This is a genomic window from Marinobacter orientalis (genome assembly GCF_004792665.1).
In the GTDB taxonomy this organism is placed as follows: Bacteria; Pseudomonadota; Gammaproteobacteria; order Pseudomonadales; family Oleiphilaceae; genus Marinobacter; species Marinobacter orientalis.
Genome location: NZ_SRZX01000007.1, coordinates 1 through 16,896, shown reverse-complemented (window position 1 = coordinate 16,896; position 16,896 = coordinate 1). Strand labels below are relative to the sequence as shown.

The window sequence follows — 16,896 nt, the reverse complement described above, 5'->3', positions numbered from 1 at the left end:
AGGCTTTACTATCCATGTTGAGGCCCAGGAACCGAGTTTTCTCACAACGAGCGGTAAGCACGTCCGGAGAACCCATCGTGAGCCGAACGCCGTTAAGAAGCTTTTTCCTGACGATCCTGACTAATTAATGCATCGAAATCATCCTGGCGTAGCGCCTGGGAGAACAGAAAGCCCTGGACATAGTCGCAGCCGGCACGGGAGAGGAATTGCAATTGCTCGTCCGTTTCAACACCCACTCCAACCACCTGAAGCTCTATCGCGTGAGCCATAGCGATTACGCCTTCCAGTATTCGGTCGGCATCACCACCCTGGCCAGCCTCCTTTATCAGCTCTCGGTCTATCTTGACGCTGTCCATCTGGAACTTTTTAAGAGCAAACAGGGAGAAGGGTTCGATGCCAAACTCGTCGATTGCCAGATGTAGTCGCGAACCCGCCAAATCCAACCTCTCGACTGGATTGAGACCGGAGGCACGAATGTCGTTAAAGGAGGCCAGTGTCAGTTCCAGGGTGATCCGACTTTCATCAAGACCCGCTTGTGTCAGCCGCTCCCGCCATTCCTCCACGAGGGTTCGGGTAACAAAGGAGGCCGGGGATTCGTTGATGCTGACCGGAAAGGCCTGATCATTCAGGTCACGCCACCGGAGCGAGCAGGTCACTGCCTGCTCCAGTACGTAGGCGGTGATGCTGTCCGTCATGTCGCTGTGTTCGGTAACGCTGAGAAAGACGTCAGGGCTCAATAGACCCCTGACTGGATGATGCCATCGGAGCAAAGCCTCTGCTCCGGAAATGGCTCCAGTGCGAATGTCGATGATAGGCTGATAGTAAACCTCCAGTTGATTCTCCCTGAGGGCATCATCCAGTTCCCGGTTCAACCGCATATGCTCTGATTCGCTCTGCGCCATCCAGGGCTCGTAGACCTGAACCTGTTGACCGCCATGTTCCTTGGCCGCGTACATGGCCTGGTCGGCATTGTGCATCAGCTTGTCGGCATCCTTGCCGTCATCGGGGAACAGCGTCACGCCGATGCTGCCGGAAAGGTGTACCCGGTGAGAATCAACGTCGAACGCCCGTTCGAGACTGACCAGCAATGTCTCGGCGGCTTGCTTCGCACCCTCCCTGCCGGTTTCCTTCAGGATCAGGGTGAATTCGTCTCCGCCGAGACGGGCCACCGTATCCATGGCCCGGACCGTGGCGCTTATCCGCTCGGTAACCAGCCTCAGAAGCCGGTCACCGGCCTTGTGGCCGAGTTGGTCGTTGGCTTGCTTGAAGCGGTCCAGGTCGATGAAGAGCAAGGCAAAGGAGCTGTCCTTTCGCTGGGCCTCCAACAAGGTCTGCTCAAGCCGATCGAGGAATAGCCGCCGATTGGGGATGCCGGTGAGCGAATCAAAATTGGCGTTTCGCCAGGACTGATCTTCCGTCTGTTTGCGCTCAGTGATGTCCCGCGACGTCTTGACGACAGCTTCCACTTCGTTCTGGTCATTAAAAACCGGGACGAAATAGCAGTCAAAATCCAACTCGCGGCCTGAGGGTAAACAGTGATGCCACTCCCTGCGCTGGGTCTGACCTATGGTAACGGTTGTGTCGACCGCGTCGTGACAATCTGCGGCAAAATCCAGACCCAGCTCACGTGGCGTTTTACCAATCATGTCACTTTGCGGCACATCGACGAGATCGGCCATCGCCTTATTGAGAAACAGGTGTCTGCCATCGGGATCGAATATGGCGGCGGGGTCAAGGGAGGCTTTCAGCATGGTTTCGATCAGGCGTGTTTCCTGCTCTTTGAAGGCTGAGAAACTGGACACCGAGTTGGCAATCAACTGGTCGATGGCTTCGTTGAACCGCACCAGCTCATCGATCTCTTTTGCGGTGCAGCTCCGTTGCTCGGAGCCCCAGGCCCGGGTAACACGAGCCCGCAGGGCCCGGAGTTCCTGTACCATTTGAAGCATGGACAGACCCTGCTGGAAACGGCGTGTGCCATACTCTGCTCCGATATCCGAAGCAGGGGCGTTGCCCTTGCCAAGGGCTTTGCGAGCCGACTCTTCGCAAGTCTGGAAGCTCAAAATGTCTTCGGCGATGAACTCCAGCATCGAGCGGGCATGATGCCTCAGGGCGGGGCTTTCTTTGCCTTTCAACTGCGGGGCGATCTCCAGCGCGGCTTCTTCCCAGTCTTCGAGCAGTTGCTCTGTTTCCGTCTGGATAAACTGGGCCAGCTTCATAGCGAGAGGCCTCCTTCATGGTATGTTGGCCGGTACCAACTTGGTTCATAAACCGTCAAGGGCTGAGGCCTGTGCAGCCCATTTAACAGGATTTAACACACCCTAACAGGACAGGCACAAAAAAATATACATCAAATATATTTAAGTGCGCCAATCTGACCAGCCTCTTCAGGAAAATTGTAAACAGCCCTGTTTTACTTGCACCGCTAATAATAATTTCTCGCCCGCAGCCTTTAATACAGTATCCCCATTGTGTCAGGGTCAGGGCGTCCGGTTTATAAGCGGGCAGCTTCAGATACCGGTAGGTTAAGTCTGCAAGGCTAAACCTATGGCCTAAGGTCGCCTGAAACCAGTCTGTCTGTCTCTCGCTTCACCACGGCGTAGCATTCGCAACTAAGTGCTTCTAGCCCGGGCCGGTCCAACACGGTAATTTGTCCTCGATGGTATTTGATAACGCCCCGGTCTTGTAATTTGTTGGCGGCTGCGGTGACACCCTCGCGGCGAACTCCCAGCATGTTGGCAATGAGTTCCTGGGTCATTTTCAGCTGGTTGCTCTGGAGGCGATCGAGAGATAACAGCAGCCAGCGACACAGCTGCTCGTCGATCGTGTGATGGCGATTACACGCCGCCGTCTGGGCGATTTGAGTGATCAATGTCTGGGCGTAGCGCAACATCAACCGTCGTACGTCGGCATAGTTGTCGAACTCAACCTTGAATTCCGACGAGTTCATTCGATAAGCGAAGCCTTGGCTTTGCACTACAGTACGGCCTGGGGGGGGCGCTGCCCATGAACACGGGAACGCCGACCACGCCCTCGCGACCCACGACTGAGATTTCGGTGGATGAGCCGTTTTGGATGACGTAAAGCAACGAAATAATGCAATTGGTGGGAAAATAGACAAATTTAATGATATCGCGGGATTCGTGGATCACGTCGCCAAGGTTCATATCAACCAATCTTAGACGCGGAAATATTCTAGCCTGGGCACTCTTTGGCAAAGCTGCCAGCAAGTGATTCTGTTCGAAGCATATTGATGGGGCGTCCACAGCCACCTCCTTGGCCTGACTCTTTTAAAGGACAACATCAAAGTATAGTACAAAATACATATTCTGGTTGCTGCAATGTCATGTCAAAGGCGGCGACGCTCGCCTCAGCGCGGGAGCTAACAAGCAAAGAGTTACAGAATAATCTGCCAGAGATCCTGATTGACCTGGCTGATCAGTACACGCGCGCCGTGGATAAAACGCGCCACATCAATGTAGGGGGGGAATAATAACCGGCATGCTACATATTATTATTTTCTCCATGAAAGCATTTGGAGATATCCGGGATTCACTGACCCGGTACCGACACAGAGGAACAACGCCATCGATGAGCTATTGCCTAACAATTGGAAATTGACTACGGCTGACCAGACCTAATGGCCAAACGCCTACTTTTTTGATTGCCATGGAGGAACCTGGGAATTTCGAAGCAGTCAAAGCCTATAGAGGCTATTAGTAACCAGCGGGTGAGTTTCATGTTTTTAAAATCGTGGTTTCTTGTACTACTGGCCACCTTCACCACCTCAGCTTTTAGTGACACTAGCATCAGGGTGGGTGTTGGCTCCGGTATGCTAGATGTCATTAGCTATTCAAACGGAGTCCTTTCGGGCCCAATGGCTCCGCTGTATAAATGCGTCTTTGACTATGCTGATCTGGAGGTAAATTATATTGAGCTGCCATTGAAGCGGGGATTGCAATATTTAGAGGTTGACGAAATATCAGCATTACTGCCTTTAGCGAAAAGTCCTACCAGGGACAGGATCGGCTTGTTTGCCGGCGAATTATTTGTCACAGATTATGTTTTTGTTTCCCTAGATCCATTTCCAGTGCTTGAGAAGAAGGAAGGCCTAAAATACGTCGCTCCCCGAGGCTCTGTCGCCCCTGAGTTCATTCATGGTCAGGATGCAGAGATTTACGAGGTGACTGAATGGTCCCAAGCGGCTTCCATGTTGCGATACGATCGTGCTGATGTTGCTGTCCTCCCGGAGCTGCTGGTAAGCAAATTGCTTGGTCTTGACACCGTGGATGTCTATCAACGGTCGGCGGGAACTTTGCCTGTATCGCTCTACTTGGCACGCAATACAGAAGACACGTCCGTATCATCGAAACTGATAGCGGCAGTCCAAGATTGTAATGTCCAATATTCCATATAAGCCAATCTGTTGGAATAAGCCGCCTGCTGATTCACCTACAAACGCCGCTGATCGCGGTGTCATCGTGCTTAAGGTGCCATACCGCCGGCTATCCGGAAACCGCCGGAAACATTCCCAGGGACCAGTGGCTTACCGGAATTTACCATTTCATAAGGTCCCTCGGGCCGGCCAGCGATCCGGTACCGCAGTGGCCGATTCGGATAGGTACGCCTTCACGCGCCGCCACGCCGATAATTCCTTCTCCTAGGCCAATCTCTGAACCCACGCCGGAGTGAAGATAGCCGCGACTGGCCACGGTATAGAGTTTGTCGCCAACGGCGTCCAGCATCAGAACCATGGCGTGCTGGATGTTGAACTCCTGGGCCAGACAGGCCAGGGCGTCTGTCAGCAGGGAAGAGAGGTCCTGGCAGGCCCCAAGTCGCTCAATACTGCGCCGCAACACAGGCAAAAGGCTGGGCGCCAGAGGTGCCGCGAATGACGGCGAAGTACCTGGTACATGCTCGACACTCTGTACCCAGTAGATATCAGAGCCTTTCAGCCGGAATACGTCACACGACAGGGCCACATGGTTTTCATCGATGTAATGCACCTGTGAGAGGTAAGCCACGTTGGGCATGGCATTCTCATCACAGGTTGCGATGACGGCAGGAACGGCGCCTTCAAAGCAGCGCCGAAGACTACTCAGAAGCGGCTGCATTACCCGGCTCCGAGCGGTTGACCCGCGCCAACGCCGGGCGTCTGGTTAAAACCGACTACGGGCATAAAACAGACAGCATCGGTAATATCAGGCGCCATCAACGCCTGCGAAAACGCGGGTGAGTAACCCAGGGAAATCAGCTCGCCAGCAGCGCGCAGGCCATGTCGTTCGATAAGGACCTGGTCGCCGGCCGGCTGAATACCGCAGAGAAAGCACCTCCGTCGCGTAGGTCACGCAAATCAGCTACTTACCCAAGAAATTCCAAACAAAGTGCTAAACAAACTTAAAGTAAATTCTAGAATAGAGAGCTAGTTTCAATTTCCACACAAAGTACTAAATTCGGCGTCTAGCTCACGACTGGAAATGACTCGACTGGAAAAGGTTAATCTAGAGGCAGGTCAACTGCCTTGCACTCCCATAACTATGTGCAATACTCAATCAAATACGTCGACATACGTATCAATGGAGCGTTCTAGCGCGACCCTTCTTCAGCTGACGTTTGCTGAGACTTATGCGCCAACGCAGGAGGAAATACCCATTCCTGCACGGGAAGTCCCTCAAAACAGTCATAACAATGAATAAGGGCTGCAATCATGAAAAAGATACATACTGGCGCCATTGGCGCTTTTGCAATCTGTGTAGCGTTCTCTGCTCTGGCGGATACCGAGGAGGTCGACAGCACTCTGTATTGGGTACAAACGGATCCAGGGCAAGCCGTAGAGATGCCCAGCGGCACAAAAGGTAGAACGGTTATCAGAAACCATGCAACCGTGATTCAGGCAGACGGCGACGTGTCTAGCCAATGGTGTACTGGACACCAAGGGGTTGATGGTTCGGGAAGAGCTGGAGGCGCGGGCTATTGCACGAGCATCTCGGATAACGGCGACATGCTGTATCTTTCCTATGTGCTTGGTGCAGAGGATGAACCAGCGAATTGGACGGTAATGGGCGGTACTGGCGCTTATGAAGGCGCCACCGGTAGCGGAACATCGACGATCACGTCCCTTCGCGGCGATGGGCGCGCCTGGACCAGCCGTGCCCAGGGAAGCATCACGACCAAATAGAGTTGATTTGAAGGGGCGGGCGGGGCTCTCGGGCCCGCTCGCCAAAGCGGTTAGAGGCTGCGCAGCGAAGGAGTAGGGTGGTAGTTTTAAATTGCTTTTAGATTACTCGCTACGCAACCAGCGGTAATACCCTAACCAGGCTCTTACCCGAATTTTAGTAACAGCGTTCCGGGCGGTATGGCTGAAGTTCTCATCGAAATGAAAAATCGGGACAGCGCCATTAATGCCATTTCAGAACCATCGAAATAGATTTGTCCCGGTTTTGTCCTCAATTTTCTGGTCCCCCGGATATTTAAAAACTGCTCCAAAAAAAAATCACAGTGATGGTTGGTTGCAATATTGGAAGTAGTCTCGAACTGGACACTATTCGGCGTGAATCGCACAGACTGACCCGACACGGCCAGGTACCGGTCAGAAAACGGCATCACCGGTTTGAGGATTCGGGTCGCCATTTCTTGCGAAAGCGGTCCAGTAATCAAGCATCGTTTCCGTTAACCATCAAGTCTGGCAATAATGTACTGCGTATAATGTATATTATGTTAAATGGTATGCAGACCAGGGCGACTCACAATCGCCAATGACAAGTATTATTCATCATCAAAGAAAGTCCGTAAAAGTTGCCCGAAAAATAGCGGAGCATGTCTCGCCCTCTACGGCCCTTATTTACGAGGAACCTCCTGAAGAGTCCCTCGCAGAGGCCCTCAATAATTCAATCTGATAGTCAGATCCAGATTTTGCCCATCGTATGAAAAGCTAGCGTCCTCGAATGAAGGCGCGCTCAGCGCAGCCTCTGCGCCACTTGAAAAACCATAGCCTTCCGTGGGGACCCCTAGAAAGTTAGTGTTGAGCTTGCCATCCATATTCTCATCATGGATGACGGCCAACGCATACGTTCCTGGAGGAATATCCAGAAAGCTACAACGTGCCTTCGTATCTCGAATTTTCATCATCATTATATTGGTCGCGGAGTGCAGAAACTCATTGGGGAAGCCCGCTGGCGATTCGAAAAGTGCGCAAGCTACAGTCCCGGTGCTGTTTTTAATGTTCGGAATTTTCACATGAATTCCGGGACACGATGGTTCGGCGAAGACGATGGCGGGAAGATTCGTAAACGCCAGCACGAATCCCAATGCCATATACCTGCCCCCCATGGAGTGCCGAATCAGGGCAAGCATGGCGGTGGAGGTCAATGCTGATTCCCGATTATTTGACTTACTCATCAGTATCTTCATAGCTCTGATCTCCCTGGCCTGGTCGGACCCCTGATTAGACACTCATCAGCTACTGTAATCCCTTATGGTGGCTACTCACTGGTTGCCTCTGGCTGCCTTGCTGAGATGCTCGCTGATGCGTTGGTCGACCATTTCAATGACTCCGGAAAAGCCGGATTCCGCGACAACGTCACTGAACTGAGTCTGCATCATTTCCAGGACACCGACCCCCTCGTTGACCACGTCATAAATCCGCCATCGGCCATCACGCAGGAACAGGCGATAGTACAGTGAGATTGTGCCTGCATCCGCCGTGGCGAGCTGAGAGTCCACCTCAATTCGGTTGCTGGCAGTGGATGTGCTGTCGAGAGTTCTGAATGCCTGATCTTCGAATTCGGTAAGTCGGGCGGCGTAGGTCACCGCAATTAATTGCCGAAGCCGATCAACAAGTTTCTGTCTTTCTTCCTTGTGCATGTCGGCCCAATGTTGGTCCAGTGCAATACGTGCCATAAGCGGTACGTCGAAGTGTTCCTTCACAATTGGCAAGAGCCGCTCGTAACGCAACGTCAGCGCCGGGCCTTTCTTCATTATGTTGATCAGCTCGGCATGGAAACTATCCACCCGATGCATGGCGGCCTCCTGGTCTTCCGCGTCCTTGCTGCCATAGGCTGGCATTGCTGCGATTGCGCCAAGCACCAGCATCACGAAGGTCAGACTGACCAGGTAGGCCGTGCTAGTGCGGAAAGATTGCCGCAGTTGAAGAAGAGAGGGGTTAACGTATGTTGATTGGGCCATGAGTTCATCATCCTGTGACAGCGCAGGAGGTCAGTTCGCGGGCGATCACTTCCCTGGTTTTGCTAGGGGAAGGCAACCATCTTTTGCTGACTTTCGTCCCAGAGTTTGAGCCGGAAGGTGTGCAGGCTCTGCCGCAAGGTCAAAGGCTCTTTGGCACGCACAGCGGAAACCTCGTCGTAACACTCCGGCAAACGATAATTGGGAATTCGGGCATTGAGATGGTGGATATGGTGATACCCGATGTTCGCCGAAAACCAGCGCAAAATAGTCGGCAATTGATAGAAGGAACTGCCCTCCATGGCGGCCCGCAACGGATCCCAGTCACCTTTTCGGGCCCAGTAGCCGCCTTCGAACTGATGCTGGACGTAGAACAGCCAGATGCCGCCCATACCCGCCAACCACAACACAGGCAGCTGAATCAATAAATAAGTCTGCCAACCGATCGTTTGGGCGGCGACGAGGAATATACCAACGATAGCAAGATCCGTGAACAATACGCTCTTACGCTCTTTGTGCTGCACTTTCCGACTCGGCAGACGGTTGCTTAGCAAGAAATTGAAAATGGCGCCGAAGCCCAAGAGCACCACAGGATTACGGTAGAGCCTGTAAAGCCACCGCTTAAGCCTCGGCGACTGGTTGTATTCGCGCAGGGTGAGCGTCCAGATATCACCAAAGCCTCGGGTATCGAGATTGGCGTAGCTGACGTGGTGACGAAGGTGGCTGAGGCGCCAGTCGTCGAATGATGTAAAGACGAGGACCCCCAACAGGCGCCCCACCCAGGTGTTGGCACGCCTTGATGGCAGGAACGAACTATGGACGCAATCGTGGAATAAAATGAAAAGGCGGACCAGAAACGCCGCCGCCACCACCGAGAGTGCCAGTGTCCACAAATAGGAAAAATCGTGCCGGTTAGAGAGGATCATCAAGTACCACAAGCCGGCGTAAGGAACCAGGGTATTGATAAGCTGCCAAATCGCCTTGCCACGGCTGGGGGTGCGGTACGGGTGCAGCGCCGGACGCGCGTCCGGCCATGGGGAATTGGCTTGCATATCGCCTCCATTCGATTTTTGCGGTACTCAGACCGTTGAGACCCTTTGCGATCAGCGCAAGCAAACACCGATCAAAATGCTTTTAATCCCTGGAATTCATTTTTGACTACTTGTGAATCATCTTATGACCTTTGAACCCGTCAGACAACCCAGGTTCAGTTCGGTTGTATCAGGGCTTCTTTCCCAAATCGTCCGCGACAAACGCATCGCGCTTACCCACAGCTTGATCATCGCCCACGGTAGTATCCCGGCTTGTCTGATGCTCCATTTCAGAATTCAACTCGGCTCCGAGAATAAAAATATACGCGGTAAGGTAGAACCAGAAGAGCAGTGTAATCACGGCACCGACCGAGCCGTATGTCTCGTTGTAATCGCCGAAGCTGGAAACGTACCAGGAAAACAGGCCTGAGGTGATTAGCCAGACAATGACCGCCAATAAGGCACCAGGCGTGAGCCAGCGCCACTTCGGGGCCTGGCGGTCCGGGCCGAAACGGTACATAACCGACAACGCCAGCACCGCGATCAGGCCCAAGGTGGGCCAACGGAGAAGATCCAACGCTAGTTCAACGGTGGGCCCAGGGTCTAGCAACTGAAGGACAACCGGTGCGACCGCCACAATGGCCAGGGAAATGGTGAAGAAGATGACCAATCCCAGGGTCAGCGAGAAATCCACCAGCATCTTACGGATAAAGCCACGGCTGCCCTCTTCCTTGTAAGCGATGTTCATCGCAATTGTCATGGCGGTGGTGCCTTTGTGCGCACTCCAGATCGCGATGAGGATACTGATCAGGGCGCCGAGTCCCAACGCAGATCCAGAGCCGCTGGTAAGTTGCTCAGTCTGCTGGGCAAGTATACTGCGCGCTTGGCCGGGCAGAACCCCCGACAGCGCCGTGACGTGGGCCCGGGCCTCCGCCGGGTCAAATATCAAGCCGTATACGGATAAGAAGGCGGCAATCATGGGGAAGATCGCCAGGAAAAAATAGAAGGCGACGCCGGCGGCAATCAGTCCAAGATGATCCTTTTTTATCGCGCACTTGACCCGTAACGCGATATCACGCCAGCCTTTTACATCAATTTGACTCGGATGCAAGGCGTTGCGGCCGCGCGAATTCGTGTGGCGGGTCTTGCTGATTTTTTTGCTCATTGGCAAGTCCCTTCCTTAGGTTAAGACAAAGGATCAAGCACTAGCGCAAAACGTTGCGCTAGTCGGCGGCCCCTTCTCTAACCGCTTCAGTGGGGTGGCCATGGAAAGGTTTGATCAGTGGTTACCGCCATTTTTTGCTGCTTAACCCTGGCCAAAAAATTGCGTTTCAAAGGCAGCCGGCATTACCGGTTCACTGAAGTAATAGCCCTGAACACCTTCACACTCATTTTCGACAAGAAAATCCATGGTTGCTTTATCCTCGACACCTTCGGCGATCACCCGCAACTTCAAGCTTTGTGCCATGCGAATAATCGCCTGAACAATGGCGGCGCTATTCACGTCGGTCAGGATGTTGTGCACGAAGCTCTGGTCTATCTTCAGCTCGTGAACCGGGAGGTCTTTCAGATAACTGAGTGAAGAGTATCCGGTTCCAAAGTCATCAATGGCGATGTGGATGCCCATGTCTTTGATCTTTCCTACTCGTTCGGTGGCCCCTTCAATATCACTCATGATGATCGACTCTGTCAGTTCCATCTGCAACAGGTCCGCAGGAAGACGGTAAAGTTGCAGGAGCTTTTCCACATACGCCGGGAACTCGTCGTCGCGGAGCTGGGCTATGGAGACATTCACCGACATGCGCACAGCAGGATGCTCGGCGTCGAGCCAGGCCCTCGCCTGGGCGCAGGCTTTTTCGATCACCCAGTTTCCAATGGTAGCCATCAGATGGCCACTGTCTTCCGCGACCGGAATGAATCTGGCTGGAGGAATCAGGCCCTTTTGTGGGTGGTGCCAGCGTAATAACGCCTCGACCCCTATCATCTGGCCGGTGCCCGGAGAAATCTGAGGCTGGAAGTACAGGGACAGCTGATCCTGAGCAATCGCCGCACGTAAATCCTTCTCCAGTTCGTGGCGTTCCTTTGCCCGCCTGTTCATTTCCGGAGCGAAGAACTGGATGCAGCCCCTCCCCCGTGCTTTTGCCTGATACATCGCGGTGTCTGCGTGTTTGACCAGCGACTCTGCATCCTGTCCGTCCTCCGGAAACACGCTGATACCGATACTGGTCGATACATTCACCGTTTCCTGGTCAAGGACGAAGGGCTCGCTCAAGCGCTTGGTTACTTTTGTGGCCAGCTCATCGGGAAAGGTCTGGCGGTCGAAACCGGTCAAAAGAACCGCAAACTCGTCGCCTCCCAGACGGCTAACGGTATCCGTCCGGCGCACGCAGCCCAGAAGCCTGTCGGCAACCTGTCTGAGAAGTTCGTCACCCACCCCATGGCCAAGCACATCATTGACTTGTTTGAACAGGTCCAGATCCAGGTACAACAGGGCAAGCGTGATATTGTAGCGCTCGGCGTAAGCCAGTTCCTGAGTCAGCCGTTCAAACAGCAAGGCACGATTCGGTAAGCCCGTCAGAGGGTCGTGGAAGGCAAGATAGCTTAATTCCGCGGTCAGCAGGCGGATCTCACTGATGTCGCGAAATGTGACTACCGCACCCCGGTTTTGGCCATGACCACCCCGCAGCGGAGCGGCATGCTTCTCTATGGGGAGTAACTCGCCATCGTATCGGCGCAGCAGAATGTTACCCGACTGTTGGGGTTCGTCCAGGTCTATAGCCCTGAGCGTTGTGCTACTGCATATTTCCCGCGTGGTTTCATCCAGGGTGATCAGAACCTCATCTACGGGTTGACCGATGGCTTCGGCCCTCGGCCAGCCACTGATTTGCTCGGCGGCGGGATTTAGAAATGTTATGCGACCTTCGGTATCCGTGCTGACTACACCGTCAGCAATGCTTGTCAGCGTCACCTGCAAGCGTTCCCGTTCATTCTGAAGACGGCTGTTCGCCTTCTCCACGTAGGTGGTCACCGATTCGACAATAGCCTTATCCAGGGCTTCATTGAGAAAGACCAGTTCGCCTTCGGGAAGTTCGCCCATCCGGGAAGACAGTGTTTGCAGGATAACTACCCGCAACAGACCATACTCCCGAGCGACCTCCTCCAGCGAAAACCCCAGTTCCCAGCGGTTTTGCGCATGAAGACGGGGACCCTGTTGTGGAAAATTGATGTGGCGCGTTTTATCCACGGTGCGCCTGTACTGATCAGCCAGGTCAATCAGGATCTCTGGCAGATTATTCTGTAACTCTTTGCTAGTTAGCTCCCGCGCTGAGGCGAGCGTCTGCCGGTCGAGGCTTTCCCAGTCCTGGAGTATGGTTTTGCGCTCCTGGCGGAGAAATTTGTCAAGCGGGAGCCTGGGTTTTGCTGAGGCTTGATTTGGCGACATGCCGATCCGTCCCTGTAGAAGTGCTTAATCAGAATCTTATCAGGGTGAAATCTGTAAAGACATGCACGAGAGTATTCATCGGTAGGGTTTGTCTGCCTTGGTTTTAATATGTCAAACATGTATTTAACATTATTTGACATCTTTACACACTAATATCCTTATCAGGTTTTCTTAATCTGTGTAACTTGCCTCCCTAAGCTGAAACCAGTCAGGGCCTGGGCAATGGTTTCTGGCGCACCAACAGTTTGCTGACGAAGACCTGATTACAGGAGTTCTCTGATGAATACTGCCAAATACCGGATTGATGACCTGTACCTGTTATCAGGCCTGACCGCGGATCTGTTCTACCACGAAGCCTCCAAAATCATGGAGGAACACGCCGTCCGGTGTGGCAGTATTATCATCGACATGCCGCCACCGCACAGCGAGCCGGAGGATGCAGCAGGCCAGCCCTACCCTGAACCGGACATCATCTTTCGCCCTGAACAGAAGAAAGGGCCTGCGGCTGACGAAAACAATCTGAAAATGGAGAATGATGGCAAGCCAGCCCTGAATCTGTATCGCTGGGCGTCCAGACTGCCCCGGGCCCATGGCAACGGTGACATCATCGTGATGGCTGAGAGTCTTGACCAGGCCCGCGAGTTTGCTCGTATTCAGGGCCGCAAATACATCCAGGAACAAAGCAGTTTCATCGAAATGCTGCGACTCAACGAAGAACTCAGGGTTCTCGAAGCCGACCTCCTGAATGAACCTGAACTTATACCTGCCGGTGTGGTGCTGATACGCCGATCCGAGTGAACTTTCCGAGCCAGGTCTGCAATGCCAGCCCGGAGTGAAACCTCCGGGCCTTCAATATCAGATCAGGGCTCAACCGGCTTTGGCTGGGTTGCTGGTGCTGCTGGCTGGGCAGTGCCCTCGGATTCATCCATTCCCACGGGCGAGCGGGCACGAATCACGATGGAACGGGCATTGAGTTCGCGACGTTCAAACACGCCCGGGTTCATCTGGCCACTGACCGTAACCAGGTCGCCCACATCTACCGAGCGGTTTCGCAATCCCGGCTCTTTGAGCGGATCATAGTTCATCATTGACGTATCTACAGTCAGCTCCCGTGAACCCGTGTCAATGGTAAAGGTACGGTTTTCGATGTTCTCCACCCGGCCGCTGACGGAGAGATCACCTGTTCGCACTGGAGGCTGGGGTTCAGGTGCGACACCGGTAAACGCTTCCTCGCCACCGGCACCACCGTGAAAATGGATGCCCAGGTCTTCAACATAGACACTGTCTGCCTCAATGGTTTCAGTCTCGTAGGTGTCCTGGTCCACTCTGCCGTATACCTTTACCTTGTCCCCTTCGAGTACCTGACCGGGCAGATCTGCCCAACTCCAGTTATCCAGTTCAATCCGGACCGTGTCCCCGCCGTAGTTCAGCATAAAGGTATCGGCGTCTTTGGTGCTGGCTACCTTACCGCTCAAAACAATCCAGGAACCGTCCTGCTTCTGGGGGACCTCCTCAGCTGCCAGCGCTGGGAGCGTGGCGAGGATCGAGGCTATAAAAAAACTGGCAAGAACAGGTTTGCTCTTCATGTTTTCTCCTTTTATTTGCAGAGCCGCTTGAGGACTCCTGACTAATACCCTTTTCTAAATACTTGTTGATGATTTCCAAAGTATCAAGGGCGATCTGTGTTTTAGCTTCAAAAACCCAGTACTTTCCGTGGTTGTTCAATCACTCATAACCTGCCGCCCAACTCGTGCGACCAAGCTCTACCGCACGGGTAACGTCGGTTTCGGGAACCACCGACATGTCCCCCACCTCCCTCATGTCGTAATGAAACACGCACAAACGCGATGCAAACTCGGCGAACGGCAGCGATGCTTCACCATGTCGCTCACCATTACTCTCGGTCGAGCAACTAATGCCCTGGCCCCAATCCTGTCCGCTGTCGTTGTTGGGGTTGAAGAAGTAGATGCGCATCTCGCCCGTGCGATCAAGGTTGACGCGGATGATCGTTATGGCATGGCGTCCAACGAAGCGTCCTCCACTGTCAGTGACAGCAATACCGGCCGGTTGCGGATGGATGACCGGCAGGTTGCCATTGTAATAAGGGTGATAGCAGGCATAAAAACGGCGGATAAAATCCTCATAATCATGGATCTTCCCCGTTTCCCGGTTAATGACACTGAGAAAGCCATGCCCTACCCACCAGCCATACATTTCCGGGTTGATCCAACGGTGCAGGTCGTCGTCGCGTACTCCGCACAGTCGCCCCATCTCGCCATAGATGCGATCAAGGTGAGGTGCGAGAATCAATGAAACCGGGTCGACATCGGTTGGAGGTTCTTTCGCAAGCCCGGCTTCCAGATGCTGTGAGGTAATCGTCTGGCCCTCGAAACGCATGATGACATCGTCATCACGGGCAGCCCAGGCCACCAGCTGTAACAGGAAATCGGCGTCGTTAAAGGACCACATGGAAAGACCGATAACCGACTGGCAGGTCGGATTATTACCCTGTCCGACACCCAACGGTTGCCCCAGAAGGCTCAGCACACCGGCCAGCAAATACACCCGTGGCGGGTGGGCGTTACCGAAAACTGCGCTCAGTTTTGCGTCTGCGGCGGGACACAGTTTCAGTTGCAGTTGCCGCCACAGGCCAGAAGCCACCGGGGGGGTGAATAAAGAGCCACGCTCAAGAAACATGGCCAGGCCGTAGACAGCTTGACAGGTTTCCGGATGAACGACCTGGTCAATCAGTTCGAGCACGATCTGACGGTAGCTCTGAAGCACATCGTTACCGGTGATGCTCAAGCCCAATGCCAGTGGTATCAGGTCATCCCGTTGTGCCCGCAGATGTCGTAACAGCATGGGATGATAGGGAGACACCATACCTGTGCCGTGCATGGCGCTGGCAAAGCCCTGCGCCTCTTCGGTGAGCGCGAAGTCGTCCATGGCGGCCAGACGCTCGCTGTACACCGCAAAACCCGGATCATCCCGGCACCCTCTGGTTGGGCCGAACAAAGCGCTGACAAGGCGCGCCGCCTTGTGCATACCCGAGGTCTCGATTTGCGGGTCAAACAGACACTTGGCAATCTGGCTGACCATCTGTTTGATGCTGTCAGTCTGTATCGGGCGCTGGGCCAGCAAACGTTCTACTTCATCCACCAGGCTCTCGAGAATGCTCTCGTACCCTAGCCTGTTGAGCAGGAACTGATAGAGCGAGTTGACGATGTGGCCCAGCCCCTGCGGTCGCTCCCGGTCCGCTTCGCTCATCTGGCCGGATAGCAGATCCAGGTTCAGTGCTGTCACCTGGGTCAGGAAGTTTCTGGCCTGCTCCGCTGAAATGCCGGGATGGAGATAATCGCCCATGGCAACGGCAAGCAGGCGAAGCTCGCTCAGGGCTTCGATGCACGTGTAGGCGGGTGCTCCCTGACGTAATGTCCGCACCGCCAGTGCCGGTCGCAGAATGGTAGGGTGATCCCAGTCGCTGTTGGCAAATACGCCCTTGGCTTCGATCGCAGGCACTCGAGCATACAGCGCGTCCAGTCCGCCGGGAGCTTTCATGACATGAAGCGCCGCTTCGAGTACCTCAGTGTTAGGCGCCAGGGGATCGCTCTGGTGCGTAAGTGCAAGCTGTTCCAGGGCCTCGTCAAACGTCGCTACAGAAGCATTGATATCGGTATCAGAGGTTTGAATAGTCACAATGTTTTCCTTGCTTAATTAATCAGCTATTTCGTTGATCATCCATCACCCAACGATGCTCCTAAGGGGTTTCGGAAGCAAACTTTTCCGGGGTTTCGTTTCTATTTGTAACCATAGCGACTATATTAAATGCGATGGTTGGAAGGTGATGACCTTTGATATTCGGCCAGTGAGAACTTCATCAATTCAAGTGTCACGCTCGGCTTCAGGTCACTCAACCCCCGCCATAAACGACAATGCCTGACAGGTCGGTTCACCTGTTGTGCTTAAAATGCAGCGCAGTTTTCAGGCAAATCAGCGAGGAGAACATCGAATGTCTATGACATCGGAGAAAGAGTTGCCCAAAGAGGTAGCAGCATGGCGCGATCCGGAAATGCCCTCGGTCAAGGGTACCGAGACGCCGAAGGATCCGAACAAGGGCTATATCGCCCTGCTCGGCTGGAGCGTTAATGCAATCAAGGCTGCACAGAACTTTGACCGTCGCTACATTGTGATTGCGCCGGAGTGGGCCACGGATTTCTGTACTGCCAACAACATACCCTTCATTCC

12 protein-coding genes and 2 pseudogenes are annotated in these 16,896 nt (G+C 53.8%); 4 read left to right on the top strand and 10 right to left on the bottom strand.

Features of this window, described 5'->3' with window-relative positions:
- Positions 1-92: 92 nt before the first annotated feature.
- Both DIT72_RS15875 and DIT72_RS15870 read right to left on the bottom strand, forming a co-directional pair.
- The gene (locus tag DIT72_RS15875; RefSeq protein ID WP_135956225.1) at positions 93-2,216 is read right to left on the bottom strand and encodes a putative bifunctional diguanylate cyclase/phosphodiesterase; all 2,124 of its coding nucleotides are present in this window, start codon (positions 2,214-2,216) and stop codon (positions 93-95) included.
- Positions 2,217-2,542: 326 nt separating this feature from the next.
- A pseudogene (locus DIT72_RS15870) lies at positions 2,543-3,248 on the bottom strand (Crp/Fnr family transcriptional regulator).
- Between the two features lie 488 nt (positions 3,249-3,736).
- Here DIT72_RS15870 and DIT72_RS15865 point away from each other — a divergent pair.
- Positions 3,737-4,414: a hypothetical protein gene (locus DIT72_RS15865; RefSeq protein ID WP_135956224.1), complete on the top strand. Its 678-nt coding sequence runs from the start codon at positions 3,737-3,739 to the stop codon at positions 4,412-4,414.
- Positions 4,415-4,553: 139 nt separating this feature from the next.
- Here DIT72_RS15865 and DIT72_RS15860 read toward each other — a convergent pair whose 3' ends face one another.
- Complete coding sequence (locus tag DIT72_RS15860; protein ID WP_135956223.1) at positions 4,554-5,111, bottom strand: hypothetical protein; 558 nt, start codon at positions 5,109-5,111, stop codon at positions 4,554-4,556.
- 593 nt (positions 5,112-5,704) lie between these two features.
- Between DIT72_RS15860 and DIT72_RS15855 the strand changes: the two genes are divergently transcribed.
- The gene (locus DIT72_RS15855; protein ID WP_135956222.1) at positions 5,705-6,175 is read left to right on the top strand and encodes a hypothetical protein; all 471 of its coding nucleotides are present in this window, start codon (positions 5,705-5,707) and stop codon (positions 6,173-6,175) included.
- 701 nt (positions 6,176-6,876) lie between these two features.
- Here DIT72_RS15855 and DIT72_RS15845 read toward each other — a convergent pair.
- From DIT72_RS15845 to DIT72_RS15825, 5 genes are all read right to left on the bottom strand, one after another.
- On the bottom strand, positions 6,877-7,407 hold the full coding sequence (locus DIT72_RS15845; protein WP_135956221.1) for a DUF2141 domain-containing protein: 531 nt from the start codon (positions 7,405-7,407) through the stop codon (positions 6,877-6,879).
- A 75-nt stretch (positions 7,408-7,482) separates the two neighbouring features.
- A complete protein-coding gene (locus DIT72_RS15840; protein WP_135956220.1) occupies positions 7,483-8,181 on the bottom strand; it encodes an MlaC/ttg2D family ABC transporter substrate-binding protein in 699 nt (232 codons plus the stop codon).
- A gap of 62 nt (positions 8,182-8,243) precedes the next feature.
- Positions 8,244-9,230: a fatty acid desaturase gene (locus DIT72_RS15835; protein ID WP_135956219.1), complete on the bottom strand. Its 987-nt coding sequence runs from the start codon at positions 9,228-9,230 to the stop codon at positions 8,244-8,246.
- A 169-nt stretch (positions 9,231-9,399) separates the two neighbouring features.
- On the bottom strand, positions 9,400-10,374 hold the full coding sequence (locus DIT72_RS15830; protein ID WP_135956218.1) for a YihY/virulence factor BrkB family protein: 975 nt from the start codon (positions 10,372-10,374) through the stop codon (positions 9,400-9,402).
- A gap of 141 nt (positions 10,375-10,515) precedes the next feature.
- Positions 10,516-12,651: a putative bifunctional diguanylate cyclase/phosphodiesterase gene (locus DIT72_RS15825; protein ID WP_135956217.1), complete on the bottom strand. Its 2,136-nt coding sequence runs from the start codon at positions 12,649-12,651 to the stop codon at positions 10,516-10,518.
- A gap of 279 nt (positions 12,652-12,930) precedes the next feature.
- Here DIT72_RS15825 and DIT72_RS15820 point away from each other — a divergent pair, with 279 nt between their 5' ends.
- Positions 12,931-13,449, top strand: a complete 519-nt coding sequence (locus DIT72_RS15820) for a hypothetical protein (RefSeq protein ID WP_135956216.1) — start codon at positions 12,931-12,933, stop codon at positions 13,447-13,449.
- Positions 13,450-13,511: 62 nt separating this feature from the next.
- Here the strand turns inward: DIT72_RS15820 and DIT72_RS15815 are convergent, their stop codons facing one another.
- Together DIT72_RS15815 and DIT72_RS15810 are read right to left on the bottom strand one after the other, a co-directional pair.
- The gene (locus DIT72_RS15815) at positions 13,512-14,237 is read right to left on the bottom strand and encodes a NirD/YgiW/YdeI family stress tolerance protein (RefSeq protein ID WP_135956215.1); all 726 of its coding nucleotides are present in this window, start codon (positions 14,235-14,237) and stop codon (positions 13,512-13,514) included.
- Between the two features lie 139 nt (positions 14,238-14,376).
- On the bottom strand, positions 14,377-16,347 hold the full coding sequence (locus DIT72_RS15810; protein WP_135956214.1) for a hypothetical protein: 1,971 nt from the start codon (positions 16,345-16,347) through the stop codon (positions 14,377-14,379).
- A gap of 313 nt (positions 16,348-16,660) precedes the next feature.
- On the opposite strand from DIT72_RS15810, the pseudogene DIT72_RS15805 reads away from it, so the two are divergent.
- A pseudogene (locus tag DIT72_RS15805) lies at positions 16,661-16,896 on the top strand (carboxylate--amine ligase); the annotation flags it as partial.

What these genes read in the sequence shown, in the direction of transcription:
- DIT72_RS15875 (WP_135956225.1), bottom strand. Translation starts at nt 2,216, where the DNA reads ATGAAGCTGGCCCAGTTTATCCAGACGGAAACAGAGCAACTGCTCGAA.
- DIT72_RS15865 (WP_135956224.1), top strand. Translation starts at nt 3,737, where the DNA reads ATGTTTTTAAAATCGTGGTTTCTTGTACTACTGGCCACCTTCACCACC.
- DIT72_RS15860 (WP_135956223.1), bottom strand. Translation starts at nt 5,111, where the DNA reads ATGCAGCCGCTTCTGAGTAGTCTTCGGCGCTGCTTTGAAGGCGCCGTT.
- DIT72_RS15855 (WP_135956222.1), top strand. Translation starts at nt 5,705, where the DNA reads ATGAAAAAGATACATACTGGCGCCATTGGCGCTTTTGCAATCTGTGTA.
- DIT72_RS15845 (WP_135956221.1), bottom strand. Translation starts at nt 7,407, where the DNA reads ATGAAGATACTGATGAGTAAGTCAAATAATCGGGAATCAGCATTGACC.
- DIT72_RS15840 (WP_135956220.1), bottom strand. Translation starts at nt 8,181, where the DNA reads ATGGCCCAATCAACATACGTTAACCCCTCTCTTCTTCAACTGCGGCAA.
- DIT72_RS15835 (WP_135956219.1), bottom strand. Translation starts at nt 9,230, where the DNA reads ATGCAAGCCAATTCCCCATGGCCGGACGCGCGTCCGGCGCTGCACCCG.
- DIT72_RS15830 (WP_135956218.1), bottom strand. Translation starts at nt 10,374, where the DNA reads ATGAGCAAAAAAATCAGCAAGACCCGCCACACGAATTCGCGCGGCCGC.
- DIT72_RS15825 (WP_135956217.1), bottom strand. Translation starts at nt 12,651, where the DNA reads ATGTCGCCAAATCAAGCCTCAGCAAAACCCAGGCTCCCGCTTGACAAA.
- DIT72_RS15820 (WP_135956216.1), top strand. Translation starts at nt 12,931, where the DNA reads ATGAATACTGCCAAATACCGGATTGATGACCTGTACCTGTTATCAGGC.
- DIT72_RS15815 (WP_135956215.1), bottom strand. Translation starts at nt 14,237, where the DNA reads ATGAAGAGCAAACCTGTTCTTGCCAGTTTTTTTATAGCCTCGATCCTC.